29 protein-coding genes are annotated in these 24,036 nt (G+C 45.1%); 19 read left to right on the top strand and 10 right to left on the bottom strand.

Annotated elements, in window-relative coordinates; genetic code table 11:
• Window positions 1-19 precede the first annotated feature (19 nt).
• Window positions 20-940 carry a (2E,6E)-farnesyl diphosphate synthase gene (ispA, locus tag AACP44_RS02390; protein WP_339338636.1) on the bottom strand — a complete coding sequence of 307 codons (921 nt, stop codon included), beginning with the start codon at window positions 938-940 and terminating at the stop codon, window positions 20-22.
• 2 nt (window positions 941-942) lie between these two features.
• A complete protein-coding gene (locus AACP44_RS02385; RefSeq protein ID WP_339338634.1) occupies window positions 943-1,197 on the bottom strand; it encodes an exodeoxyribonuclease VII small subunit in 255 nt (84 codons plus the stop codon).
• 308 nt (window positions 1,198-1,505) lie between these two features.
• Here AACP44_RS02385 and pomA point away from each other — a divergent pair, with 308 nt between their 5' ends.
• The 6 genes from pomA to csrA all read left to right on the top strand — a co-directional run bounded on the left by pomA (window position 1,506) and on the right by csrA (window position 6,108).
• Window positions 1,506-2,267: a flagellar motor protein PomA gene (gene pomA / locus AACP44_RS02380; RefSeq protein ID WP_339338632.1), complete on the top strand. Its 762-nt coding sequence runs from the start codon at window positions 1,506-1,508 to the stop codon at window positions 2,265-2,267.
• Window positions 2,268-2,302: 35 nt separating this feature from the next.
• Window positions 2,303-3,316 (top strand): flagellar motor protein MotB, encoded by a 1,014-nt coding sequence (locus tag AACP44_RS02375; protein ID WP_339338630.1) that lies wholly within the window; start codon window positions 2,303-2,305, stop codon window positions 3,314-3,316.
• 13 nt (window positions 3,317-3,329) lie between these two features.
• A complete protein-coding gene (locus AACP44_RS02370) occupies window positions 3,330-3,917 on the top strand; it encodes a PilZ domain-containing protein (protein ID WP_339338629.1) in 588 nt (195 codons plus the stop codon).
• A gap of 110 nt (window positions 3,918-4,027) precedes the next feature.
• On the top strand, window positions 4,028-4,267 hold the full coding sequence (locus tag AACP44_RS02365) for a hypothetical protein (RefSeq protein ID WP_339338628.1): 240 nt from the start codon (window positions 4,028-4,030) through the stop codon (window positions 4,265-4,267).
• A 192-nt stretch (window positions 4,268-4,459) separates the two neighbouring features.
• Window positions 4,460-5,707 carry an MFS transporter gene (locus tag AACP44_RS02360; RefSeq protein WP_339338627.1) on the top strand — a complete coding sequence of 416 codons (1,248 nt, stop codon included), beginning with the start codon at window positions 4,460-4,462 and terminating at the stop codon, window positions 5,705-5,707.
• A gap of 197 nt (window positions 5,708-5,904) precedes the next feature.
• Window positions 5,905-6,108, top strand: coding sequence for a carbon storage regulator CsrA (csrA, locus tag AACP44_RS02355; RefSeq protein WP_339338626.1), 204 nt, complete (start codon window positions 5,905-5,907; stop codon window positions 6,106-6,108).
• Window positions 6,109-6,187: 79 nt separating this feature from the next.
• Here the strand turns inward: csrA and AACP44_RS02350 are convergent, their stop codons facing one another.
• Both AACP44_RS02350 and AACP44_RS02345 read right to left on the bottom strand, forming a co-directional pair.
• Window positions 6,188-6,856, bottom strand: a complete 669-nt coding sequence (locus AACP44_RS02350) for a ChrR family anti-sigma-E factor (RefSeq protein ID WP_339338625.1) — start codon at window positions 6,854-6,856, stop codon at window positions 6,188-6,190.
• Between the two features lie 6 nt (window positions 6,857-6,862).
• Entirely contained in the window at window positions 6,863-7,456 is a 594-nt protein-coding gene (locus tag AACP44_RS02345; protein WP_339338624.1) for a sigma-70 family RNA polymerase sigma factor, read from the bottom strand.
• Window positions 7,457-7,740: 284 nt separating this feature from the next.
• Here AACP44_RS02345 and AACP44_RS02340 point away from each other — a divergent pair, with 284 nt between their 5' ends.
• The 7 genes from AACP44_RS02340 (at window position 7,741) to AACP44_RS02310 (ending at window position 13,610) form a co-directional block, all read left to right on the top strand.
• Window positions 7,741-8,166: a nuclear transport factor 2 family protein gene (locus AACP44_RS02340; protein WP_339338623.1), complete on the top strand. Its 426-nt coding sequence runs from the start codon at window positions 7,741-7,743 to the stop codon at window positions 8,164-8,166.
• 13 nt (window positions 8,167-8,179) lie between these two features.
• Window positions 8,180-8,914 carry an SDR family NAD(P)-dependent oxidoreductase gene (locus AACP44_RS02335; protein WP_339338622.1) on the top strand — a complete coding sequence of 245 codons (735 nt, stop codon included), beginning with the start codon at window positions 8,180-8,182 and terminating at the stop codon, window positions 8,912-8,914.
• 70 nt (window positions 8,915-8,984) lie between these two features.
• On the top strand, window positions 8,985-10,235 hold the full coding sequence (locus AACP44_RS02330) for an FAD-dependent oxidoreductase (RefSeq protein ID WP_339338621.1): 1,251 nt from the start codon (window positions 8,985-8,987) through the stop codon (window positions 10,233-10,235).
• 4 nt (window positions 10,236-10,239) lie between these two features.
• Complete coding sequence (locus AACP44_RS02325) at window positions 10,240-11,013, top strand: DUF1365 domain-containing protein (RefSeq protein ID WP_339338620.1); 774 nt, start codon at window positions 10,240-10,242, stop codon at window positions 11,011-11,013.
• A gap of 62 nt (window positions 11,014-11,075) precedes the next feature.
• A complete protein-coding gene (locus AACP44_RS02320; RefSeq protein ID WP_339338619.1) occupies window positions 11,076-12,344 on the top strand; it encodes a cyclopropane-fatty-acyl-phospholipid synthase family protein in 1,269 nt (422 codons plus the stop codon).
• Window positions 12,328-12,852, top strand: coding sequence for a DUF2878 domain-containing protein (locus AACP44_RS02315; protein WP_339338618.1), 525 nt, complete (start codon window positions 12,328-12,330; stop codon window positions 12,850-12,852). The genes AACP44_RS02320 and AACP44_RS02315 overlap by 17 nt, the downstream gene beginning before the upstream one ends.
• Before the next feature lie 41 nt (window positions 12,853-12,893).
• Window positions 12,894-13,610: a hypothetical protein gene (locus AACP44_RS02310; protein WP_339338616.1), complete on the top strand. Its 717-nt coding sequence runs from the start codon at window positions 12,894-12,896 to the stop codon at window positions 13,608-13,610.
• A 119-nt stretch (window positions 13,611-13,729) separates the two neighbouring features.
• Here AACP44_RS02310 and AACP44_RS02305 read toward each other — a convergent pair whose 3' ends face one another.
• The gene (locus AACP44_RS02305) at window positions 13,730-13,906 is read right to left on the bottom strand and encodes a hypothetical protein (RefSeq protein WP_339338650.1); all 177 of its coding nucleotides are present in this window, start codon (window positions 13,904-13,906) and stop codon (window positions 13,730-13,732) included.
• A gap of 287 nt (window positions 13,907-14,193) precedes the next feature.
• On the opposite strand from AACP44_RS02305, the gene AACP44_RS02300 reads away from it, so the two are divergent.
• The 3 genes from AACP44_RS02300 (at window position 14,194) to AACP44_RS02290 (ending at window position 17,674) form a co-directional block, all read left to right on the top strand.
• A complete protein-coding gene (locus AACP44_RS02300; RefSeq protein WP_339338614.1) occupies window positions 14,194-15,759 on the top strand; it encodes a SulP family inorganic anion transporter in 1,566 nt (521 codons plus the stop codon).
• A gap of 106 nt (window positions 15,760-15,865) precedes the next feature.
• Window positions 15,866-16,921: a CNNM domain-containing protein gene (locus AACP44_RS02295; RefSeq protein WP_339338612.1), complete on the top strand. Its 1,056-nt coding sequence runs from the start codon at window positions 15,866-15,868 to the stop codon at window positions 16,919-16,921.
• A 141-nt stretch (window positions 16,922-17,062) separates the two neighbouring features.
• The gene (locus AACP44_RS02290) at window positions 17,063-17,674 is read left to right on the top strand and encodes a UbiX family flavin prenyltransferase (protein ID WP_339338610.1); all 612 of its coding nucleotides are present in this window, start codon (window positions 17,063-17,065) and stop codon (window positions 17,672-17,674) included.
• Window positions 17,675-17,690: 16 nt separating this feature from the next.
• On the opposite strand, the gene AACP44_RS02285 is transcribed toward AACP44_RS02290, so the two are convergent.
• Window positions 17,691-18,920 carry a GGDEF domain-containing protein gene (locus AACP44_RS02285; protein WP_339338608.1) on the bottom strand — a complete coding sequence of 410 codons (1,230 nt, stop codon included), beginning with the start codon at window positions 18,918-18,920 and terminating at the stop codon, window positions 17,691-17,693.
• A gap of 209 nt (window positions 18,921-19,129) precedes the next feature.
• Between AACP44_RS02285 and AACP44_RS02280 the strand changes: the two genes are divergently transcribed.
• Both AACP44_RS02280 and AACP44_RS02275 read left to right on the top strand, forming a co-directional pair.
• Window positions 19,130-19,765 (top strand): flavin reductase, encoded by a 636-nt coding sequence (locus AACP44_RS02280; RefSeq protein WP_339338606.1) that lies wholly within the window; start codon window positions 19,130-19,132, stop codon window positions 19,763-19,765.
• A 26-nt stretch (window positions 19,766-19,791) separates the two neighbouring features.
• Window positions 19,792-20,394, top strand: a complete 603-nt coding sequence (locus AACP44_RS02275) for a hypothetical protein (protein ID WP_339338604.1) — start codon at window positions 19,792-19,794, stop codon at window positions 20,392-20,394.
• A 46-nt stretch (window positions 20,395-20,440) separates the two neighbouring features.
• Here the strand turns inward: AACP44_RS02275 and AACP44_RS02270 are convergent, their stop codons facing one another.
• The 4 genes from AACP44_RS02270 to AACP44_RS02255 form a co-directional block, all read right to left on the bottom strand.
• Window positions 20,441-22,009, bottom strand: coding sequence for a cryptochrome/photolyase family protein (locus AACP44_RS02270; protein WP_339338602.1), 1,569 nt, complete (start codon window positions 22,007-22,009; stop codon window positions 20,441-20,443).
• Window positions 22,006-22,161: a DUF2256 domain-containing protein gene (locus AACP44_RS02265; protein WP_339338600.1), complete on the bottom strand. Its 156-nt coding sequence runs from the start codon at window positions 22,159-22,161 to the stop codon at window positions 22,006-22,008. Before AACP44_RS02265 ends, AACP44_RS02270 begins: the two co-directional genes overlap by 4 nt.
• Before the next feature lie 13 nt (window positions 22,162-22,174).
• The gene (locus tag AACP44_RS02260) at window positions 22,175-22,453 is read right to left on the bottom strand and encodes a TIGR03643 family protein (protein WP_339338598.1); all 279 of its coding nucleotides are present in this window, start codon (window positions 22,451-22,453) and stop codon (window positions 22,175-22,177) included.
• Between the two features lie 100 nt (window positions 22,454-22,553).
• Window positions 22,554-22,889 carry a hypothetical protein gene (locus tag AACP44_RS02255; protein ID WP_339338596.1) on the bottom strand — a complete coding sequence of 112 codons (336 nt, stop codon included), beginning with the start codon at window positions 22,887-22,889 and terminating at the stop codon, window positions 22,554-22,556.
• Window positions 22,890-23,410: 521 nt separating this feature from the next.
• On the opposite strand from AACP44_RS02255, the gene AACP44_RS02250 reads away from it, so the two are divergent.
• Window positions 23,411-24,036, top strand: a 626-nt coding sequence (locus AACP44_RS02250; protein ID WP_339338594.1) for a matrixin family metalloprotease, incomplete at its 3' end; no start/stop codon positions are given.

Here is a 24,036-nt window from a genome sequence, read left to right as displayed (position 1 = left end):
GTTGTGGACGAGTTGCGGGTTAATGCTGGCGAGAAATAATATAGCTGGATAATTCTCTTAAGCTGTCAGCACTGTCATCGAGCTCGGTTAGGGCATTGAGCGCCTGCTGATGCAGTTGTTGTGCCTTGTTTTTGGCGCCTTCTAGACCCAGCAAGGCGGGGTAAGTGGGTTTATTTAGCGCTTGATCGGCTCCTTGCGTTTTGCCCAAGGTGGCGGTATCACTTTCAATATCCAGAATATCGTCCTGTACTTGAAAGGCCAGCCCAATGGCCTCGGCATAGCGATCTATGGCTTGTAATTGCTGGGGGGAGGCGTTAGCCAGCGTTGCGCCCATAGCGGCTGCCGCTCTAATCAAGGCGCCGGTTTTTAAACGATGAATGGTCTCTAAATGATCCAAGTCGATGGTTTGATCAACAGCATTGAGGTCAATAAGCTGTCCGCCGACCATACCTTGCTGGCCCGCGGCGGCGGTGAGGATTTTTATCAAAGCCAATTGTGTTTTTGACGGGCAATCTTCCAGTTCAGTCAACAGTTCAATAGCGCGGGTTTGTAAAGCATCCCCGGCTAATATTGCCGTCGCCTCATCGAAAGCGTTATGGCAGGTAGGTTGGCCGCGGCGCAGGTCGTCGTCATCCATGGCGGGCAAATCGTCATGAATAAGGGAATAGGCATGGATCATTTCCACAGCGCAGGCCACTTTATCGGCATTGCTGTCGGAAGTTTCAGAGTTAATAGCGTTAGCGACGGCATAGACCAACATCGGTCTTATCCGTTTGCCGCCATTGATCAGGCTATATTCTATCGCTTGCTGCAAGCGAGCTAGGTAGTGACTGGTGTTATTGGCAGTATAGGGTGAGTCAAAGTTACCTACATAGCGGGTCAGGGCACTATCGGCACGCGATTTGGCCTGCTGTAAATAGGCTTTAAAAGACTCATTCATGGTTACTGGTCGTTCTCGTCGTCAAAGTCATCATCGAGATCGATGGTCTTGAGTTTACCGTTTTCTTCGACCAGCATTTGCACCTTTTGCTCGGCTTGAGAGAGCGCGGTTTGACACTCGCGGGTGAGTTTGATGCCCTGTTCAAAGGCTTTCAGTGACTCTTCGAGGGTTAAATCACCGTTTTCCATATCTTCGACCAGCTCCTCCAATTGATCCAGAGCTTCTTCAAAGTCAACGCTTTTTTTGTTTTTAGCCATATAAGGGCTCCTAAATGGAGTAATAAAAACGGAGGCCACGTTAACCGAGGGCTTGGTTTGGGTCAACCTCCGCGAGGTGGATTATAATCGACTGGTTTTTATAACGGCAGCTGCATACGCTAAAGTCTCGCATTGGCAGGCCGCTATGATTTTAGGTGTATAAATATTATTTGTGCTTTAGCGATGCTTTTGGGTGTACTCATCGAAGATTAGAGCTAGACTGTAAGTAGCGGAAAAGTAGAGGGTTTCTCAGTAATTTACCACTGAATCCCCTCGTTGAAACTAGATTAAAGAATGGGAGTTTGGCAGTGGATTTAGCAACCCTTATCGGTATGGTCGGCGCGATGATCATTATTGTCACGGCAATGATGCTCAGCGGTGGTGTGGGCATGTTTGTCGATTTGCCATCAGTGTTGATTGTTATCGCCGGCAGTATCTTGGTGGTGATGTCCAAATTTGGTCTCAGGCAGTTTTTAAACGCAGGCAAAGTCGCGGCCAAAGCCTTTATATTTAAAGTCGATGACCCGGCTAAAATGATCGACGAAGTTGTCGGGCTAGCAGATGAGGCGCGCAAGGGTGGTCTGCTGGTATTGGAAGACAAAAAATTCAGCAGTGATTTTTTACAAAGCGGTATCCAGTTATTAGTCGATGGCCACGAACCTGACGTGGTGAAAGCCTTGTTATTGAAAGATAAGGACAAGGCCGTTGAGCGTCATTCATTAGGGGCGGATATATTTGCTGCGTTGGGTAGCGTGGCTCCGGCGATGGGGATGATCGGTACTCTGGTTGGTCTGGTAGCGATGCTGTCGAATATGGATGATCCAAAATCTATCGGTCCTGCTATGGCGATAGCGCTATTAACCACACTCTACGGGGCGATGTTGGCCAATATGGTCGCCATTCCCATAGCGGATAAATTAAGTTTGCGTCGTAGCGAAGAGGATACGACCAAAAATTTAATTATTGATGCTCTGTTGGCTATTCAAAGCGGACAAAATCCGCGTGTGATTGACTCTATGTTAAGAAATTATTTGCCGGAGGGTCAACGCGCAAAAGCCGATGACAATTAAGCTGAATAATAACTTGGGCATACGGAACAATCTTCATGAGTGAGCAAAAGGCTAATTGCCGCAAATGCCCGCCGCCGGGTGCGCCCGTATGGATGGCTACCTTTGCGGATTTAATGTCGCTATTGATGTGCTTCTTCGTGCTGCTGTTGTCGTTTTCAGAAATAGATGCGATGAAGTTTAAGCGTCTTGCCGGTTCAATGTCTCAGGCTTTTGGTGTGCAAAATAAACTGAAGGTAATAGAGCCACCCAAAGGCACCAGCATTATTGCTCAGGAGTTTAGCCCGGGTCGTCCCGACCCTACGCCAATAAATGAAATTTATCAGCATACCGATGACTTGACCGAGTTGTCTTTGGAAGTTGATGCTTCGAAAGAATACGATCTCGAAGCCGGCATTGAGTGGCTGGAGGCCGGTGCGCCCAATAGTAAAAAAGAAGCAGAGTTGCTAGAACAAAAAATTGAAACAATGATTAAACAAACGCAGCAGGATGCTCGTGATTTAGCTCAGGCCTTGCAAGATCAAATCGCCAAGGGTGAAGTGGAAGTAGAAGCCCAAGCGCGCAAAATTATTATTAGGATTCGTGAGAAAGGGTCTTTTGTTTCCGGTTCTGCTGACTTGACCGGAGATTATTTGCCACTGCTGCAAGAGTTGCGCGATGTACTTGCCACTAAAGAAGGGGCAATTACCATCCAGGGTCATACCGATGATGTGCCGATTAATACCTTGCGCTTTCGTTCCAATTGGGAGTTGTCTACCAGCCGTGCAGTGTCTGTCGCACATGCAATTTTTACTGATGGTATTTTAAATCCTAATCGTGTTCAGGTCACTGGCTTTGCCGAAACCAAACCCTTGGCCAGTAATGAAACGGCCGAAGGGCGGGCTAAAAATCGTCGAGTAGAGATTGTTATCCAACAAAGTTTAGGTGGTGAAGCCATGCAACAGGGCTTGCGCACTTTAAATAAAAAAGATCCCCGATTTTTTGAGTCGCTTAAGTTAGAGATCCGGGACAACGCTCCGGTCTTTAATTTAGATCGCTCAGATATTTTTTAGCCAGAGGTTAGGTATGAAAGAAGAGCGCCGTCGCTATTTTAGAGTTGATGATTTTATGGGGGTTTCTTATCGCTGTATTGGCAGTGAAGAAGCCGGAGCGTTTGTTGAGCAAGCAAAAAAAAATGATGGTACGTTTGATCTTACGGCTAACTTTGATAACCGTATTCAAACTTTATTGGATGCCTGCAAAATTCAGGCGCCGATGGCGGCAGAGTTAATTGATCTCATGAATAAAAAACTCAATTTTATCATGGCACAAATGGATATCGATGCAAATGGTATGCATAAGCTTGCCTGCTCTCCGCGGCCGGTTAATGTCAGTGCCTGTGGTATTGCCTTTGCCAACGAGGAAGTATTGGAGCAAGGGCAGTTATTGCAACTCGATATCATCTTACAACCCTCCGATTTGCATATAGCGGTGATAGCGCAGGTGATTGAATGTGTGCATCTAGATGAGAGGCAGGCCGCTGGCGAACTCAGCTGTTTTATGCGGCTTAATTTTACCGAGATTAACAGTTATGATCAGGAGTTATTGATCCAGCATGTGGTTAAGCGTCAGTCGGAAATACTGAAACAGAAACGGCGGTTGGCCGATATCTAGTTGTGCGCTTTTGGATAAAAGTTTTTGCGAATCTGCGGGTATTGGAGTCTGATAATCTGTTATTGTCGTAACTAATATAAAATTAGTCACAACTTACTTATGGAGTTGCTATGTGGCCCGCATTTGTTATCGCTTTATTGTCAGGTTTAACTATCGGTTACTGGGTGGGGAGAAATACTCGATCCTCATCCGCCTTCGAGGCCGAGCATAAATTAGAAGAAGCCAATTTGGAGTTGGATAAGGCTCGCAGTACACAAAAACTGTTAGAGCAGGAAGTGGCTGATTTGAAATATCAGTTGGGCGAAGAAAAAAAGGCCCGAGCTTATGCTGAAGGGCATAGCAAAGAATAGAGTTGATTGCGGTTATATCAGTAATCAGCCAATGGTATATTGTCAGCGTAGCTTGCTCACAGTTTATTGAGTCAAGTCATCTTAATTACCCCCTTTTTACATTGCTTGCTCCATGGCTAATAACTATGTGAGCAGGCAGGTAGTTGCCATAGCTTCAGCGTAAAGCGTGTTTGCTTGGTTTTCGGAGCTGTTATGTTTGTTGCTTTTTTTATTATCCTGATCGATCTCATAGGTTTTGGCATTATGATGCCTATCTTCGCCTTTTATGCGCTAAATTTAGGAGCCTCCCCAGCATTAGCCACCGTGACCATGAGCTTATACGCTTTGGCGATGTTTTTTACTATGCCCATATTGGGCCGTATCAGTGATTTCTATGGTCGTCGTCCGGTATTAATGTTGAGTATGTTAGGGGCAACAGCTGGTTATCTGATTTTGGCGAATGCCAACAGTCTATGGATGGTTGCGGTGGCACGCGCTATCAGTGGCGCTATGGCGGGTAATTTGGCGACAGCCCAAGCCTATATGACGGATATCTCTAAACAACAAGATCGTGCCAAAGTGATGGGTTTAATCGGTGCGGCTTTTGGTTTAGGTTTTATTCTTGGGCCATTATTGGGGAGTTATCTGGCTGGTGATGATTTTGAAAATGCTAATTTTGTATTGCCTGCCTATGTCTCTGCCGCCTTGTCTTTTACCGCTTTTCTGGCTGTTGTTTTTGCGTTGCCGGAAAGTTTGGATAAAGAGCATCGCGATGCCCTTCGGGTGGCGCCTAAAACCAACCGCCTTAAAGAAATAATCGAAATTATGCGACGACCACTGGCCAGAAAAGTGATTTTATCGGGCTTTATTTACAATTTGGCCGCTGGTTTTTTTGAAGCAATCTTTCCGATTTGGGTGAGCTATGAAGGGGTGGCTTTGATCTCTGGTCCACAAGGTTTAGCGCCTTTTTTACTGGTCGTGGGCATCACTGTTGCCGTGATGCAGGGCGGCGTGGTGGGGCCACTGGCCCGACGGTTTGGTGAGCACCTACTGATCAAGGTGGGGGCATTGGGTTATGGCGCTGGACTGATTGGTATAGCGGTCGCTGCCGACAGGCAACAGGTTTGGTTGGTTTATCTGCTAATGGCTCTAGTTTCTGGCTCTAGTGCTTTAGTGATGACTAGCACGCAAAGTCTTATTTCTCAGCGTGCCGGACATACTGAGCGGGGTATGGTGATGGGGGTGTTTAACTCTATGGGCACTTTGGGTCGCGGTGTTGGCACTTTATTGACCGGAGTGGTATTTACCTATATTTCCATACATGGTTCTTTTTATATTTGCGCCCTATTGATGATAGGACTGTTTTATCTTGCCACCATAGTGCATAGAGACTGGAGTACGGCCGATGTCGTGGTTAATCCAGAGCTAGCTTCGGGGTCTGGTGACAAGCTTGTCAGCTAATCAGCATCTGATATACTGCCCGAGCTTAGGGCGGCAGTTGGATGTTTTGGCCCATTAAATGAAATCTATTCTTTACTGATTTTCTTAGTTCTTAAACCGGCGTTCGCTATTAAGAGCAGAAGCTGAACATACCCATAATCAGGGTATAGTCATGTTAGGCAGTAATGGATTATGAGAAAGGTTTTTAGGAGAAAATTGTGTTAATACTAACAAGAAGAATTGGTGAAACAGTTATGATCGGTGATGATGTTAAAATCACCGTGTTAGAAGTTCAGGGTAATCAAGTTCGTGTGGGTATCAGTGCCCCGCGTGAAGTTGAAGTACACCGCGAAGAAATCTATCGGCGTATTCAGCAGGAAAAAGCCGGTAATGTTGACCCCGATAATCGCGGCAATCGCTAGTTTTTAACGGTTAATGATTTATAAAAAAAGCGCAGCTCAGGCTGCGCTTTTTTTGTTCCAGTAGTACTTATGAGAGTACTCAATGAGCAAAATGATTTCTGCGTAAAAACGGATTTAGCCAGCGACTAAAGAAACCGGTAAACGCAATTGGAGCGTCTGTCACTACCAGACAGATACATTCTCTGTCTTCGGTAACCATAGGTTTATGTTTATGGCGACCATCGCGAAGCACAAAATCTCCCTCGTTATAAACCCCGCTTTCATCAGAGAAACTACCTTCCAATAGAATGGTATATTCGTCACCGGTATGGGTATGGCTAGGCACTTTTCCGCCCGGCTTGATGCGCAACATTTCTACTTTGGAGCCGTTGGTATCGGTGCAGAGCCTGGCCGTTTGAATAGAGGGGGACACATGATGCCATTGCAGGTCATCATAGTCGTTTGGGATAAACTGCTGCAGGCTGCGCGGTACCCGAGAGTTGCGGTTGGTGGTGCGGTTAGCGGCTTTAGACACATCTTCCTCTGCATCATCCAGCATGGCAAAGACACTGTTTTTTAGGTCTGCAGATACCTCGGTGGGTTTTAGTGATTCCATCATATTGGCGCCCATACTATTAAGACGCAGTAAGTTAGTACGGCACTCACTGCAGTGCTCAATATGGGTGGATACACAGAGTGCTTGACTGAGCGGCAAGCTGCCCGCTGAAAATGCAGTCAGTAATTCTGGGGATGGGTGATGTTTGGCCATCGATAGCTACCTTTTTAACAATAATTCTAGTTTCTGTAACGCTAAGCGCACGCGGGATTTAACAGTACCCAGCGGCAGTCCTAATTCGTTTGAGGTCTCTTGGTGGCTTTTACCTTCCAAATAGACCTTGGCTAATACCTGTGCCTGCTCAATAGGCAGTTGCTTTAAACCTTCATGTACCTTGATTTCAACCCGTTGTTGCTGCGCGAGCTGAAAGGGGTCTGGGCCTTCATCTTCCATATTATTGAAGATTTCGGTGGGGTCGATATCCGTGCTAAAACGCCCGTTTCGTCTCAGATAATCGATCCTGGAGTTTCTCGCCAAGGTGAATACCCAAGTGGATACCGCCGCCATATCGGGTTTATAGGTATGGGCTTTATTCCATACCTTGATCATAACCTCCTGTGCCAGCTCATCGGCCAACAGGGCGGCACCGGATTCACGGGCTAGGCTATAAGAACGCAACAAGGGGGCAAAATGATCAAAAAGCTCCTCAAAGGCCTGCCTATCGCGGTGTTCAGCGACTTTTGCCATTAGCTGCTTAAGCTTGGCATTGCGCTCGGCGTTGGATGTACTGCCACCGATGGGGACTGTGGACATACGGGTCTTCCTCTGCAAGGAATTAAACATTATGTGCACCCATCATAGTGTGTTTTTCGCCGTTGGCCTATTGTAATTTGACAAATGTACGGGCATGGTCAAAGTATGGATCACAGAGCCTCATTATCTACCTAGGCTTCATAGACAAGCCATTGATCCAATTGGGTAAAAATAGGCGTACATGGCAGAATAAGCAGCGATGGTGTGCAAAGCAATTCAGGGCATTTCCGGTGGCCTGTCAAAATCGGACTAAACCGTGAAACCAAGACAAATTGGATGCACTTATGAGTAGCAATATTATCGAACTATTTAAAACCAGCTACAGCGATATGATGCAGTTGAATCTGGGTCATCTTGATAAGCTCTATGCCGATGATCTGGTGTTTAAGGATCCGGTACATCAGATCCGCGGTCTGGCGGCTATGCAAGATTATATGGCAGATATCACTAGCAACGTTCAGGAATGCCGTTTTGAGTTTCTTGACCAACTGGTCTCCGATAGAGCCGCCTACATAAAGTGGGATATGCATTTTCGTCATGCCAAACTGGGCGGGGGACGCTTGATTACAGTCAGGGGTATTAGCCAGATTCATTTTGATCAGCGAATTCATTATCATGAAGATGCTTACGATATGGGGCAGATGCTCTATGAGCAGGTGCCTATGATTGGGGGTGTTAACCGATGGCTCAAAGCCCGTTTAGCGGCTTGAGCCGATCGCTATCATGATCACGAGCGAAGTTATCTGGTTAACCGGTGCTAGCACCGGCATTGGTCGGTCGTTGGCGATTAAACTGGCCTCTTGTGGCAATACCGTTATCGCCAGTGCCAGAAATCAACAGGCCTTGGAGCAGCTGGCTGCTGAATATAACAATATTATTCCCCTTGCCTTTGATGTCACTCGGCAGGACTCCATTGAGTTGATGCAGCAACAACTATCCAACTACAGTGGTCATTTAGACCGCGTTATTGTCAACGCCGGTACCTGCGAATATCTCGATATTGATACGCCCGACTGGGATATGATGCGGCGGGTAATGACGGTAAATTATTTTGGTGCTATCAATACCGTGGCGGCAGCCATACCGTTGCTGGAAGCTAGTCCCAGACCGCATATGATTGCCATTGTCTCTCTGGCTACATTGGCACCTTTCCCCCGCGCCGAAGCCTATGGTTCCTCCAAGGCTGCTATGCAATACTTTTTTGATTCCCTACGGATTGATTTGGTCAGCAAAAATATTGATGTCACGGTTATTAATCCTGGCTTTGTAAAAACACCACTGACCGATAAAAATAACTTTTCCATGCCGTTTCTGATGTCATCTGAGCAGGCGGCTGAACGCATGGTCAAAGCCATTGCTGCACGGCCCAGGCAGTTCGATTTCCCCAGGCGGTTAAAATGGCTGTTAAAAGTGCTGGGATTTATTCGGGCACTGTGGAATAAAATTATAGCGTCTTAATAAAATGGTAGCGCCTTTGTTACGAATAATGATAAAACGTAGATAACATAAATGAAAAAGAGTCAGAGTAGTGAAAATAGCAGTCATTGGTTCAGGCATTTCGGGCTTAAGCGCCGCGTATTTATTACAACATGATCATGATATTACCGTGTTTGAGAGTGACGACAATATCGGCGGTCATACCGCGACGATGGATGTCAATGTTCAGGGCAGGGACTATGCGGTAGATACCGGATTTATCGTCTACAACGATTGGACCTATCCCAATTTTATTCGTCTGATGGAAGAGTGTGGTGTGCAGTCCCAACCCACAGAAATGAGCTTTAGTGTTAGTTGCGAATTATCGGGTTTGGAATATGGCGGTACTAATCTCAACAGTTTATTTGCCCAGCGTCGGAATATTTTTAGCCCCTCCTATTTAAAAATGATCAAAGATATTCTTCGCTTTAATCAGCAAGCGATACAAGATTTAGAGTCGGGGCGTATTGATAAAGCCACCACCCTCGGGGAATATTTAAAGCACAATAGCTATGGATCAACCTTTGCCAATAAGTATTTAATCCCCATGGGTAGCGCTATTTGGTCCGCGTCTACGGATAGTATGTTTGAATTTCCGTTATTATTTTTTGTGCGCTTCTTTAAAAACCATGGTTTATTGAGTGTCAATAACCGGCCGCAGTGGCAGGTGATTAAAGGCGGTTCTCGAGAATATCTGCAGCCGCTAACGGCAGGCTTTAAACAGTCTATTCGAGTAAACAGCCCAGTGAGCACTATCAGCCGCGATCATGGCGGTGTTGATGTGCAATTGGCTGATGGTCGAGTAGAGCGTTTTGATCAAGTGATTATTGCTAGCCATAGCGATCAGGCTTTAGCGATGTTGGCAGATGCCGGCACAGCAGAAAAAGAAGTGCTGGGCGCCATTCCCTACCAACAAAATGATGTGGTTTTGCACACTGACGAAAGTATCTTGCCCGAAAAAAAATTGGCCTGGTCTAGCTGGAACTATCGATTGCGTTCTGAGCGACAGGAACAGGCTGTGCTAACCTACAATATGAATATCTTGCAGGGTATTGATGCCCCCGTGACTTTTTGTGTCACGCTTAATGCGACAGAGTCGATTGATGCCAGCAAAATACTGGGACAATACAACTATAGTCATCCGGTGTTTTCCTTGGCGTCGGTAGCCGCAGCGGAGCGCTGGAGTGATATTAATGGCGTTAACCGAACCTGGTTCTGCGGTGCTTATTGGGCTAACGGCTTCCATGAGGACGGTGCTAGCAGCGGCATCCGTGTCGCCAAAGCGTTGGGTGCAAACTGGTAAATTGATGAAAAGCGCCATCTACAAAGGCTGGATTCGCCATCGTCGATATACCCCCAAGTATCATAGCTTGCAGTATAAAGTTTTTATGATGTTGCTGGATTTATCGGAACTCGACCAAGTGTTTAGTGGTACTCGTTTATGGTCGACCAAACGTTGGGCGTTGGCTCGTTTTAAGCGTTCGGATTTCTTAGGCGATCCCTCCCTGCCGCTGGATAAAGCAGTCAGGCAGCAAGTAGAAAAACAAACCGGTGTTTACCCTGACGGCCCCATACGTCTACTAAGCAACCTGCGTTATTTTGGTTTTATTATGAATCCGATTAGTTGTTATTACTGTTTTGATAACAACGAGCAGCTGCAATATATCATTGCCGAGGTCAACAACACACCTTGGAATGAGCGCCATTGTTATGTACTAACGTGTGACCCAGATCAGCACTACCAGCGTATCAGCTTCAATAAAGAGTTTCATGTATCGCCTTTTAACCCGATGGATATCCGATATCACTGGCGCAGTAATTTTCCGGCTGAAAATTTGCGTATCCATATGCAAAACTGGCGGGGTGAAATTGACAATGAAATCGTCGAACTTGATGCCACCTTGGTACTGCAACGAGAACAAATTAGCGCTGTCAAATTGCGACGTTTGATTTGGAGCTACCCCTTAATGACCTTAAAAGTTGCGGCTGGTATTTATTGGGAAGCTTTCAAACTGTTTGTCAAAGGTGTGCCGGTGGTTGATCACCCCAAAAATAATCACTCAAATAAACCAATAACGTAGCTATAGCGCCAATCGGATAAGCATCAACCTTAATAGCAGCGGAAAAATAAAATAAGATACCTATGAATACTACAAATATAAGTGAGAACAAAAAAAACCGTATAGTTAAAGCCGGTTTCTGGGATGCCATGGCTAAAAAGGCCTTACTCAAGGCCATGTCTCATATCACAACCGGGCGGCTGGTACTGGAAGATAATGGCGAAATCTACGAGTTTGGCGAGCCCGCTGAGCAGGCCAATATTTCGGCCCATATCTTTATCCATCACTCTTCAACGTATAAGAATATTTTGTTTGGCGGCTCTATAGGTTCTGCCGAGGCCTATATGCTAGGTGGTTGGTCATCATCGAGTTTATTAGATGTGATTCGGTTGATGACCTTAAATCTGGACATGCTGAATACAATGGATGATACGCGACCTATATTTAACCGTATTTCCTCAAAAATTATGCATTTGTTAAATGCCAATACCCAAAGCGGGGCACGTAAAAATATATCTGCTCACTACGATTTGGGTAATGATTTTTTCGCTTTGTTCCTAGATCCTACCATGATGTACTCATCGGCAATATTTCCATCAAAAGATGCCAGTCTTGAACAAGCCTCAATATTTAAGTTGGATAATATTTGCCGAAAGCTGCGTCTGTGTGAAGATGATCATTTGATAGAAATAGGGACAGGTTGGGGCGGTTTAGCTATTTATGCTGCTAAACATTATGGTTGCAGAGTGACTACCACTACCATTTCTCAACAACAATATGATTATGCCTCTACAGTCGTTAAGCGCGAGGGTCTGGAAAATAAAATTACCTTGTTACTGGAAGATTACCGCGATTTAACAGGCCAGTACGATAAACTGGTTTCCATCGAAATGATTGAGGCGGTTGGTCATGAGTACTATGACAACTACTTTGCAAAATGCTCCAGCCTACTAAAAGATGATGGTTTAATGCTTATTCAGGCCATCACCATCACTGATCAACGCTATCAGCAAGCCAAGCGTTCCGTTGATTTTATTCAGCGTTATATTTTCCCCGGCGGTTGTTTGCCCTCTAATGAAATCATTGCTCAGTGCGTGTCACGCAATACCGATATGATGATCGTTAATCTGCATGATATTGGTTTCGACTATGCTAAAACCTTGGCCGAGTGGCGCAAACGTTTTCATGCTAATCTCGATACCGTTAAAAGTATGGGCTTTGATGATGTGTTCTGCCGTATGTGGGAATTTTATCTTTGCTACTGCGAGGGAGGCTTTGCCGAGCGTGCTATCAGTGCCTCGCAAATCGTTTTTGCAAAACCGAGAGCTAGAGAGATTGCCCCCATTCATTAAGAGCGATATCAATAGCAAGCTATTAAATGCTGTGCTGTTTCAGTTAGGCTGGTTTGCCTGTGTTTTAGGTGGTGATGTTATCGCTTTTGCAGTGACAGTATCCATTCTCTGCATCCATAAAGCCTTGTTTGTCGATAAACGTTTTGAATGGTCTTTTATTGCTGCTGTTGCACTGGCAGGTTTTATTATCGATAACAGCTTGGCTTGGCTTGGTGTATTTACTTTCCAATCGCCTTCATTACTATTGATGCCGTTTTGGATGATGTGTATTTGGCTGTTGTTTGCTATGACTCTCAATCACAGCTTGATTTGGTTAAAAGACCGTTTATGGTTGGCATCGGTGCTAGGTGCCATCTCTGGCCCAATGGCCTATTTTGCCGGTAGTAAACTGGCTAATGTCGCCTTATCAACGCCGCCAACATTTTCACTGTTGTCTATCAGTGTTTGTTGGGCCGTTTTATTACCTGTCTTTTTTGTTTTTATTCGTTATCAAGAAGCGACGCGGTAACCATGTTTATCCGCCAGATATTAGGCTTGGCTTCTTTGCTGATGACGTCCATCGTCTATGCAGACAAATTAGTGATTATCGGTGATGCTTATGCGCTGAATACCGGCCAGTTACTTTATCAGGAATTTCACTATTATTCCGAAGATGGGCTAGATCATCATGTGGTTTATATCAGTCCTGAAAAAACCAAAATTGCCGAGAAATTCCTCAATTATAGATCGGGTAAAGCCAGCCCAGAAGTCAATCATCAGGCCTGGGTCTATGCCGAAAAATTTCAAATAACCAGGGCCGGTAAGCAATGGTTTTTGGCTTATACCGATAATGAAAACAGACAGAGTAAAACGACGCTAGTTGCTACTCGACCGTTGGTGATTGATGCCGGTTTTGACCATTATATACGTCAACAGTGGTCGTCTTTGCTAACCGGCTCCAGTATGAAATTTGATTTTCCTGCGCCGTCACGTTTGAGCTTGGTTGGCCTGCTTATCAAGCGCAAGCGCTGCACTGACGATCAACTACAAGCCATCTGTTTTGCCATTAATTCATCCAATTGGTTTATCCGCTTGCTCTTAGATCCGATCGAGTTGAGCTATGATAAAAATACTCGTCAGCTTATTCGTTTTAAGGGTTTGGGTAATATGTTGGATAAATATGGCAACAGTCTGAAGGTGAATATCCGCTATCGCTATCAGGATTTATGCATAGACCAAACAGTCTGTGATCAGGAAGTTATTGCCGAAGATATAGCAACACCCTAGAGTCAATCAATATACCTATATGCAGGGATTGATGCTTTCGCTAGAGTAAAGCAGTGGCTGTCAAATGGTAGCGTTGCCCCGATGGAATATAGTCGCATCTGCCATACCGGTCAGGGAAATTAGTTTTTGGGTTTAGTGCTCAAGGTAATGTGCTTAGGCCCCGCCATGCTCTGTTGACCACTAACCCCGGATGCAATTTGCTCAATAGCACCACCGGCTTTTAAAAAGGCCGCGGTTTGCTCTTCAATTGAAAGCGAGGTTTCACTAGCGTTTGGCTGTTTCTTCTTGACTGCCATGGGATGGGGTGCCTTATTCACGAATGGGTTAGCCATTATACACAAATTATCTGACAGTTGGGCTTGTTGCTGGATTGGGGTGGCTTGGTTGCTCCGGTTGCTCGCAAAAACACTATAGCTACTGTCACTGCAAGCTTGCATTGAACTGGGCGAAGCTTTTCGCTAGAATGCGCGACCCTTCTACTGGTCGTATAGCAACAAATCCTGCCGATTAGAGAGCCAACCCATTCTTGCTGAGCGCTGTTCTTGCAACAGATGCAGGCCTCAGTATCGATTGAGAGTATGAGATGTTTGAGTTTCACCCCAATAAAGTAGCGACCGTAAAAAATGATGTGCTGTCAGGCTTAACAGTGGCCTTGGCGCTGGTGCCGGAGGCTGTTGCTTTTGCGTTTGTGGCAGGTGTTGAGCCCTTGGTCGGGTTATATGCCGCCTTTATGGTGGGTTTGATTACGGCTTGTATTGGTGGTCGTCCGGGTATGATTTCAGGCGCTACCGGTGCGCTGGCGGTAGTGATGGTCACGCTGGTGGCCGACCATGGTGTCGAATATTTGTTTGCTACCGTGGTTTTGATGGGTCTTTTGCAAATACTAGCCGGTATGTTTCGGCTGGGTAAATTTATCCGCATGGTGCCGCATCCGGTTATGCTGGGTTTTGTTAATGGCTTGGCGATTGTTATCTTTCTGGCGCAATTGGGTCAGTTTGGTGTTGCTGGTGAGCCGGGCTGGTTAAGTGGTACCTATATGGAAGGCACCATTGTTGATGTCGCTTGGCTGGAAGGGCAGCAACTCTACATGTTGTTAGGTCTAGTGACCATTACCATGCTAATAATCCACTTTCTGCCTCGCTTCACTACGGCGGTACCTTCTTCGTTGGTGGCCATTGTGGCGGTGACTTTGTTGGTATTTGGTTTTGATTTAAATACCCGCGTTGTGGGTGATGTGGCCTCTATTAAAGGTGGCCTACCCAGTTTGCATATTCCTTCAGTACCATTTAGTTTCGAGACGTTGTGGATTATCCTGCCTTACTCTGTGATTCTCGCCACCATCGGTTTGATTGAATCTTTACTGACGTTGCGCTTAGTCGATGAAATTACCGAATCCCGTGGTCGCGGCAATAAAGAATGTATTGGTCAAGGTGTGGCTAATACCGTTACTGGTATGTTTGGTGGTATGGGCGGTTGTGCGATGATTGGTCAGAGCATGATTAATGTGAACTCCGGTGGTCGAGGTCGTCTTTCAGGTATTACTGCGGCATTGTCTTTGCTGGTATTTATCCTAGTGGGCTCGGCCCTGATTGAGAAAATTCCTTTGGCGGCATTAATTGGCGTAATGTTTATTGTCGTGATTGGTACTTTTGAATGGAGTAGCTTTCGGATTTTGCGCAAAATACCCCGCAGTGATGCTTTGGTTTTGATTACCGTATCGGGTGTTACAGTAGCAACGGATTTGGCGGTAGCGGTTGTCGTCGGTGTGATTGTTTCTGCATTGGTCTTTGCTTGGGATCATGCCAAGCATATTCGTATTGACGCCAAAGAAGATCATAAAGGTTCAACGGTTTATGCTGTTACCGGCCCGCTGTTTTTTGGCTCGGTAACCTCTTTTCTTGAGCGTTTTGATCCCAGTACTGATAATGACGATGTGGTTATTGATTTTGCTCGCTCACGGGTGGCCGATCATTCAGGTCTTGAAGCGATAGATACCCTTGCTGATCGTTATCTTAATGCCGGCAAAACCCTGCATCTGGTTCACCTCAGTGAAGAATGTCGCCGCTTACTAAAAAAAGCGGGCAATATGGTGGAAGTGAATGTGATTGAAGATCCTAAATATTTTGTTGCTGAAGATTCGTTGGCTTAATCATCCTAAAAGATAGAGAAACTAGCGCGGTTAAAAATACAGACATATTAGGTATTCGCTTAACAACTGATGCATAATATCAACCATTCTCTGAGCTGGAATGATTATGTTGCTACTGATTCTCTATGTCATTATTGCCGTTGGTTTTTCTTTTCTGTGTTCGGTCGCCGAAGCGGTATTGCTCAGTGTTAACAACCCCTACATAGCGCTGCTGGAACAGGATGACAAGCCTTCAGGCAAGGTGCTGCGTGAGCTTAAAGATGATATTAACAAACCGCTGGCAGTTATCCTCAGTCTGAATACCATTGCCCATACTGTCGGCGCTGCCGGTGTCGGTGCACAGGCGGCTGCGTTATTTGGCAGTGTTTATGTGGGGGCAGTATCGGCGGTCTTGACGCTGGTAATTTTAATCTTCTCGGAAATTATTCCCAAAGCTCTAGGTGCAAACTACTGGCGGCAGCTAGCGCCATTAACGGGCTTCTGTCTCAAGTACCTAATCAAAATTCTCTATCCCTTTGTCTGGATGTCCGAGACATTGATGAAAATTCTTCCCTTTAAACCCACCCTGCATGGTTTTAATCGCCAAGAATTTGCCGCCATGGCCGTGCAGGGTGAACAGGAGGGCAAGCTAGAAGCGCAGGAATTAAATGTGCTGAAAAACCTGCTGTTGTTGCGGGATATGCAAGTGAAGCATGTTATGACGCCAAGATCTGTGGTGTCTAGCTTTGCGGAAACAAAAACCATTGATGATTTTTTGGGTCGCCATACCGAAAAACATTTCTCACGGATACCGCTTACCGAGGAAGACAACCCCGACGTAGTCACCGGTTTTGTGCTGTTAACCGATATGCTACTTGAACAAGCCAAGGGGCACGGTGCGTATCCTCTGCATAAATTGCGTCGTGATCTTCCAGCATTGATTGATGGTATTAGTCTATCCCGGGCGCTGGAAATACTATTAGAAAATAATACCCCGATCATGTTAGTGGTCGATGAATATGGCGTTATGCAAGGCATAATGACATTAGAAGATTTGTTGGAAACCTTGATTGGCCATGAGATCGTTGATGAAAGCGATGTCATTGTTGATATGCAAAAGCTGGCTCGACATCTGGCGAAACGACGCAAGAAAAAACTGGGGTTGAAATCAGAGGATGATTAACGCCGTTAAAGCCGCCGCTGATGCTGATCGACAATTTAATTCGGGCTGTCTTGGTTTGTAAATTAGTTTATTCTTGTGGCATGGCTAATAACCAGTAGGGAAATAACCAGCAGGAAAATAACCAGCAGGAAAATAAACATAATGATTGATCAGTCCAATACAAGAGCCTCTAACACCACCTCGCGCCGCCTGATTGTCGGTATTTCTGGCGCATCAGGGATTGTTTACGGCGTAAGAATGCTGCAAATGCTGCAGGCTACCGATATTGAAACCCACCTAGTGATCAGTAAGTCAGCCGAACTGACGCTGGGCTATGAAATGGATCTCAAAGTAAAAGATCTGCACGCCTTGGCAGATCAAGTGCATTCGGTAAAGAATGTGGGCGCATCTATTTCCAGCGGCTCTTTTCCTACTATGGGTATGGTGATTGCACCATGCTCGGTACGCAGTATGTCAGAGATTGCCTCCGGTATTACCTCTACCTTATTAACTCGCGCTGCAGATGTGATTTTAAAAGAGCGCCGCAAGTTGGTGCTGATGGTCAGAGAAACACCGTTGCATACAGGACATTTGCGTACCATGACCTCGTTATCTGAGATGGGGGCGATTATTGCCCCACCGTTGCCAGCTTTTTACAATCAGCCTGAATCTATCGATGATATCGTCGACCACAGCGTGGGTCGGGTATTGGATTTATTTGATATTGATACCGGTATGGTTAAGCGCTGGGGCGTGACGGTTCCCCTGGACTAATAATAAAAAACGATTGTTAACGAGCTAAACAATTACGTCCATTTTGCTTGGCTTTATATAAGGCCTTGTCTGCAGCTTGCAGTACCTGTTTGGCGTTGGCCAGCTTTTCTGTTTTTTCTGCAATACCAATACTCACAGTTACCGAGACAGAATTTTGGTTGCGTTTTCGGCCGCGTTGCGACGCGCCTTTTTTGCGATTTTTTGGCCGAGTATTTTTATCCCGCAAAGTAATATTGTAATCGGCAATGGCTGTTCTAATCGTTTCAAGATATGGCAAGCAGGATTTTAATTCTTTGCCGGTGAAAATCACACAAAATTCCTCACCGCCATAGCGATAGGGGACCCCGCCGCCGCTGACTTGAGCAAGATGATTGGCAACAATTTTTAACACATCATCGCCCACATCATGGCCATGGCTGTCATTAAACTGTTTAAAATGATCAACGTCGACCATAGCAATGCAATACTGTCTGCCAAGCCCCCGCAGCTTTTCATTAAAGGCTCTTCGCCCTAGTAAACCTGTTAGGTCATCTCGATAGGCCATTTCAAAAGAGCTGCGCAATAAACTAATCATCAGAATCAAACCACAGCCGGAAAATAAGATGCTGGAAATTAACGGTTGATCGAAGCCAACGAAAGTGGCAAAAACAAAAATAATACAAGCACAAAAAGCCGCCTCGGCTTCACTATTGCGAAACAGCAATATGATTAAACCCAGCAGCAGTGATAACAAAAAACCAAAGCTGGCATAAATAGATAAGACATAATGGCCAAACGGCCTAATCGCAAACAAATTCGTCAATGCGGCTAACTGCTCCTCGCTATACTGCTGGCTGACGGTATAGGTTGCGATCACAAATAATGGGGTAATAGATAGAGGCAGCAAACCATAGACATTCCACAGACCGCGCTCTGGTAAAACCGTTAGGAATAAGAGCCCCAGCGGCAAAAGCAGGCTAAGAGCGGTATAAAAGTAAAAAGGGTGCAGTTCGACCAAGGACGTTTGTAAGTGAGCTTGGATTAGCCAATAGGCGCCACTTAATAACAGTGCTGCAGAAAAAAAGCGTGAACGATTAAAATAATGAGCCAGTCCCAACACTAGCGCAAACACCGCATAGGGTAATAAGCTTAGTAACAACAAATAATGATTATTAAGAAGCGTTGCTTTGCCTAGCGCATAAAAAGACAGAGCCAAGATCAGTAATGGAAAAATCAGGCGTAATAATGGTTTTAGCGTCAGAGGCATTAACGTCAGCGATCAATATGGTAGCGAGCTCGCTACTAGGTTAAATAATCAGTTACAGGCCAAGTATAGTTGAAATGTCATTATATCGAGCAGTTTTCTACCATTGAAAAAATAAGCTGACATACCCCATTGGATTAACTCCTTGATTTGCAATCCACGTCAAACAATTTAACGTACACTGAACTGAAACCTTGCTATGGGTAAATTCTATGCGCTTGACCTCCAATGACTTTCAGGCAATGGGTAGCCGCTATCTCGCGACCCTGGCAAACTCCCTGAGTGGTTATAAGCCGGCAAATTTGATTGGCAGCTGTGATGCGGCTGGGCAGACTAACTTGGCCATTATGAGCTCAGTTGTCCACTTGGGTTCCAGTCCGCTGCTGCTCGGTCTTATTATACGACCGGACTCGGTGGAGCGGCACACACTGCGCAATATATTGTCTACTGGTTTCTATACGATTAATCATGTTACTGAGCCCATGATCGAAGCAGCCCATCAGACGGCCGCGCGTTATCCGCAGAATGTTTCAGAGTTTGATGCCACAGGCTTGAGCACAGCATGGGACAAAAGTTTTGCCGCACCGTTTGTCGCCCAGTCGCCATTGCGATTAGGCCTGAAATTGCGCCAGCATCAGCATTTGGCTATCAACGACACCAATTTAGTGATCGGTGAAGTTGTATTGGCTTTTATACCTGAAGATACTGTATCCGATGAAGGTGTGCTTGATATCAATGCGGTCGGCAGCCTGGCGATTAGCGGACTGGATACCTACCATCGGGGACATCGAATTAAACGGATGGCCTATGCAAAACCTGATCATTCACCGCAAGTTATCAGTGATTGAGCCAGTCTTGAGAGCTGGCTGACCGTATGAAAATAAAACAAAATAGCTCCAAGCAACCCAATCCTCAGGGCAAAGGTCTTGTTCCAGTCTTGCAAGCGCTACAGCCTTTACATCAGCTACCAGCCCATGATCGTTCTAGTAAGGTATGGTTACATGACTATCTGGCGGGGGCGCTTATCGTATCGGCCAAATTTTCTTTTAAACCCATCATCAACCAGACGTATTATCTTTACTGGCATGAAGATGAATGGACGCTCTCCATGATCTCGCCGCTGGAGTGGGGTGTTCGGCTGCAAGCCAGTCCTGTGGCAAGCTGTGTTTTGCGAGACGATTATAGCTGGCAATTGTCGCCGCATAATTCAGTTGCCCAGAATCCTGAAGTATTAGCAGCATTGGCCACCTTTCAGGCTGGTTTTGTTGATTTTATTGATACTACAACTCCTTTGGTTGATAAGCTTCCCTTCCATCAGCCTAATCTTCCTTGGTACCCGCGATTAATGGCGTTGGGCTTGGCAAAAACGCTGCAGGGGTCATTGGCTCGGTCCGGTAGCGGCAACCAAAATGGCCAGCATCTGCTGGCTGACGTTTCCCTCTCACAGAATATATTGCTTGAGCAAAATCAGATTTAGCCCTGATGTTTTCTATAAGGTAGATGCGCCCAAGCCACGCTAGAAATTACAGCTGCTCAATATGGTCAATACACCACTGGGCCCGCTCGAGCACTGCCAATTGCGCTGGCTTTTCTTGTTTGTCCCACTGACGATAGACCATGCCAATACGCGGATTTTTTTCAAACTGTGAGCGATGTCGAATCATAAACCCCCAATATAAGCTATTAAACGGGCAAGCATTATTCGTGGTTTTTTCTTTAATCTGATAGTGACAGGTTTTGCAATAATCACTCATTTTATTAATATAATTGCCACCAGCGCTATAGGGTTTTGTAGCTACCAGCCCGCCATCGGCAAACTGACTCATGCCCCGAGTATTGGGCATTTCTACCCATTCCAGCGCATCAATATAAATACCCAGATACCATTCATCGACTTGATCGGGGTCAATGCCGGTTAACAGGCAGAAGTTGCCGGTGACCATTAAGCGCTGTATATGATGCGCATAGGCATAATCCAATGATTGTTTAATCGACTGCTGCATGCAGTTCATTTTGGTATTGGCGGTCCAAAAATACGCTGGCAATGTTTGCTGGTTGCCAAAAAAATTCATGTTTTGGTAATCGGGCATATTGGTCCAATATAGCCCGCGAATATATTCACGCCAACCCAGTATTTGTCGAACAAAGCCTTCTATTTGGGCTAGATTAATAGCGCCATCTGAGCGCTCGAAATAGCTCATCGCTTCATTGATAACGTGCAAGGGGTCTAACATTTTGCTGTTTAAAGCAAAGGATAAGCGTGAGTGATACAAACTCCACTGATGCGGGCTATTTTCGGTCATAGCATCCTGAAAACGACCAAAGAGAGGCAGGCATTGCTGGCAGAAAAAGCCAAGTAACTGTAAAGCTTCTTTGCGATTGGTTGGCCATAGTAAATCTTGTGTTGCCTTGCCAATATAATCGATTCTGTGGCGATCAATGCGCTCCAAAATAGTGTTGACGTTACGAGAAAAAAGTAGAGGTTCAGGAATCTTATCGATATCCTGAGGTTTAAATTTTTTTCTATTATCGCTATCGTAATTCCAACGTCCGCCTAAAGGTTTGCCTTCCTGCATCAGTACATCAAACTGTTGGCGAATTTTTCGATAGAAAAATTCCATCTTATGATGTTTTCCTTGTTGAAAATGCTGGCCAATATTTTCAAATTTCAATAGAAAATGTTCAGTGTCATGCTCATAGAGTGGAATTAAAGGGCCATCTTTATTTTGTAGCTTCATGCTTTGGATTTGTTGCAGCAAGCGATATTCGTCTGGTCTTTGATATTCAAACGATTGAATAGAATAGGTCTTGCAAAGATATTGAATAAGATCGGGTAAGGATAAAAATTCGGCAGTATCATCCAGATCAAGGTATAGCACTTGATGGCTGGCCTTTTGTAAACTTTCTGCAAACTGTTGCATAGCACTAAAAAAAGCGCAGAGCTTTTGAATATGATGTTTGGTATAAGTGGCTTCTTGTTTTAGCTCAGCGATAACATATAAAACCGAGTTGTCTTTTTGCTGATACCAGGAATGATTGGCATTGAGTTGATCGCCTAAAATAAGTCGTAACCTTTTGTAAGTCTTTTTCACTGGTATGCCTTTAGGCGGTGTTTTGAACGACGACAGCGCTGTGAGCAATACTTGACTGAATCCCAATTTTTCTGCCAGCGTTTACGCCAAGTAAAAGATAAACCACAGCAAGGACATATTTTGGTTGGCAAATGGATTTTTTGATGAGCCATTGTTTAATGGCCACTAACGTTGTTTATATTGAGTAGGGCAGTAACCGCGCGAAACTTCAGCTGAACGTCGACTGGTATGCTTTGTTTTTCTACCTGTGACGCGTTTTCGCCATAATTTAAATGATCGCGGGGTTAGGTTGTAACGCATAAGCCTTATCACCGTTGACTCATTGATCGCATAGAGTGTTTCGATGGCTTCAAAGGGCGTCCTGTCCTCCCATGCCATTTCGATAACACGGGAGGTATCTGCTGATGAAAGTTCTCTGGGTAATTGTGTTGCAGCTTTACTCATAAGTTATTTCAATATCACTGTTGCTGCCAATTAACATCAGGGATGCTTATTAAGTGTCAGCAACAATATCCATAACGGCATTACATATTTTTTTAGGCTATTAAAAGTTAGTCTGACCCGAATTGAAGTGGGCTTGCGATCGTTTATGTTTTTTGTGACGCAACTTAATTAGCCATGAGCTGTGATTTTTGTCAGCGTCATAAAACACAGCCGCCGTAAAGAAAAACATCAGTATCAATATAATGTGGCTGGCTAAGCTTATGCCGAAATAAAAAATACTGCCAACATAAATAGCGAAAGCACCACTCCACATTAATGCCAAAATCGTCATGATATACATTCTGCTGGTGGGGTCAGGAATGTGTCTGAGTGGGTTTTTTGATGAATCAAAAATATATTGATAGGCCTCATAAATCCAAAGTCCAAAGTTTTTCATTTCTTATTCTCCGGTTAAATTAGACAGTCATAGCTAATTACGAATGTCTGAGATTTTTGGATCAGAAACGCATATTTTCGGGCTGATCTTCAATCACCAGCTATCAGTTCGGTCCGTAGCCGTGCCCGTAAAGGTAGGCTTTACTGTCTTATGCCAGTTACAAGTGATTGCCTCATACAATCAGTATTGGAGCTATCTGCAGTTATATCCTCAATCTTGGGGGCTATCATGATGGTGCGGGTGTCATGCAGGCGTTTTAGAGCGCTTGGCTGATAAAAAGACAAGAAGATAAGCATAGTTAATGGTCGGTATGGTGGGTGAATTGTCTTTTGGTATTGATCTAAGTGACTAATTAATCTAGAAAATCTTCAGGCGCTTTACAAGGCTTTATATTGTTGGCATTATTTCCGTGTAAAAACGTAGTACAAAAATTATAATAATTTAACTCTCTGGTTTGATGAAGATCATCAAATATCCTCGCGATAGATTTATGGATGAATCTCTCTGGGGAAAGAATAAATATGATAAAAATACTATTAGTTTTTCTCTCTGCCACGTTACTGTCATCACTTGCCAACGCCTATGCTGTTGCCGGGCCGGGTATTAAATGGGGGGCATATGCTTTAGGTACTCCTGGCGGCAACGTCACTTGGAGTTTATTGAGTGCACCGATGGATTGTGCCCATAGTAGCGAAATCGGCAATGGTGCACCGCTGACTTGCGTGTCTCTGGATAACTATATGCCCGCTGGTTACGTCAGTGAGATAGAGCGCGCTTTTGATACCTGGTCAGATGTGGCTGATATCAATTTTATTCAAGTTCCCGACAGCAATGAAGCCTATAATCAGTTCAATCCCTCTGTTGATATTCGCATTGCCGGCCATATTTTTGACGGGGCTAATGGAGCATTGGCTCATGCCTACTATCCCACAACGGCATGGTGGGGCATAGCGGGTGATATCCATTTCGACATTGATGATACATGGTCAATTGGTGGCGTTGGCGGTTATGATATTTATAGTGTGGCGCTGCACGAAATTGGCCATGCTATGGGCATTGGTCACAGTGATATTAGCAGTGACGTTATGGCGCCATACTATAACGGCGCCATCACTGGTTTAAAAAGCGGGGATATCGCTGCTGCTCA

The organism is uncultured Oceanicoccus sp., from assembly GCF_963968385.1.
In the GTDB taxonomy this organism is placed as follows: domain Bacteria; phylum Pseudomonadota; class Gammaproteobacteria; order Pseudomonadales; family Dasaniaceae; genus Oceanicoccus.
This window is presented reverse-complemented; position numbering and strand designations above follow the sequence as displayed.

Bases quoted from the DNA above. Each gene is read 5' to 3' on its own strand.
- ispA (WP_339338636.1), bottom strand. From the start codon at position 940: ATGAATGAGTCTTTTAAAGCCTATTTACAGCAGGCCAAATCGCGTGCC.
- AACP44_RS02385 (WP_339338634.1), bottom strand. From the start codon at position 1,197: ATGGCTAAAAACAAAAAAAGCGTTGACTTTGAAGAAGCTCTGGATCAA.
- AACP44_RS02375 (WP_339338630.1), top strand. From the start codon at position 2,303: ATGAGTGAGCAAAAGGCTAATTGCCGCAAATGCCCGCCGCCGGGTGCG.
- AACP44_RS02370 (WP_339338629.1), top strand. From the start codon at position 3,330: ATGAAAGAAGAGCGCCGTCGCTATTTTAGAGTTGATGATTTTATGGGG.
- AACP44_RS02365 (WP_339338628.1), top strand. From the start codon at position 4,028: ATGTGGCCCGCATTTGTTATCGCTTTATTGTCAGGTTTAACTATCGGT.
- AACP44_RS02360 (WP_339338627.1), top strand. From the start codon at position 4,460: ATGTTTGTTGCTTTTTTTATTATCCTGATCGATCTCATAGGTTTTGGC.
- AACP44_RS02350 (WP_339338625.1), bottom strand. From the start codon at position 6,856: ATGGCCAAACATCACCCATCCCCAGAATTACTGACTGCATTTTCAGCG.
- AACP44_RS02345 (WP_339338624.1), bottom strand. From the start codon at position 7,456: ATGTCCACAGTCCCCATCGGTGGCAGTACATCCAACGCCGAGCGCAAT.
- AACP44_RS02340 (WP_339338623.1), top strand. From the start codon at position 7,741: ATGAGTAGCAATATTATCGAACTATTTAAAACCAGCTACAGCGATATG.
- AACP44_RS02335 (WP_339338622.1), top strand. From the start codon at position 8,180: ATGATCACGAGCGAAGTTATCTGGTTAACCGGTGCTAGCACCGGCATT.
- AACP44_RS02325 (WP_339338620.1), top strand. From the start codon at position 10,240: ATGAAAAGCGCCATCTACAAAGGCTGGATTCGCCATCGTCGATATACC.
- AACP44_RS02320 (WP_339338619.1), top strand. From the start codon at position 11,076: ATGAATACTACAAATATAAGTGAGAACAAAAAAAACCGTATAGTTAAA.
- AACP44_RS02310 (WP_339338616.1), top strand. From the start codon at position 12,894: ATGACGTCCATCGTCTATGCAGACAAATTAGTGATTATCGGTGATGCT.
- AACP44_RS02305 (WP_339338650.1), bottom strand. From the start codon at position 13,906: ATGGCAGTCAAGAAGAAACAGCCAAACGCTAGTGAAACCTCGCTTTCA.
- AACP44_RS02300 (WP_339338614.1), top strand. From the start codon at position 14,194: ATGTTTGAGTTTCACCCCAATAAAGTAGCGACCGTAAAAAATGATGTG.
- AACP44_RS02295 (WP_339338612.1), top strand. From the start codon at position 15,866: ATGTTGCTACTGATTCTCTATGTCATTATTGCCGTTGGTTTTTCTTTT.
- AACP44_RS02290 (WP_339338610.1), top strand. From the start codon at position 17,063: ATGATTGATCAGTCCAATACAAGAGCCTCTAACACCACCTCGCGCCGC.
- AACP44_RS02285 (WP_339338608.1), bottom strand. From the start codon at position 18,920: ATGCCTCTGACGCTAAAACCATTATTACGCCTGATTTTTCCATTACTG.
- AACP44_RS02280 (WP_339338606.1), top strand. From the start codon at position 19,130: ATGCGCTTGACCTCCAATGACTTTCAGGCAATGGGTAGCCGCTATCTC.
- AACP44_RS02275 (WP_339338604.1), top strand. From the start codon at position 19,792: ATGAAAATAAAACAAAATAGCTCCAAGCAACCCAATCCTCAGGGCAAA.
- AACP44_RS02265 (WP_339338600.1), bottom strand. From the start codon at position 22,161: ATGGCTCATCAAAAAATCCATTTGCCAACCAAAATATGTCCTTGCTGT.
- AACP44_RS02260 (WP_339338598.1), bottom strand. From the start codon at position 22,453: ATGAGTAAAGCTGCAACACAATTACCCAGAGAACTTTCATCAGCAGAT.
- AACP44_RS02255 (WP_339338596.1), bottom strand. From the start codon at position 22,889: ATGAAAAACTTTGGACTTTGGATTTATGAGGCCTATCAATATATTTTT.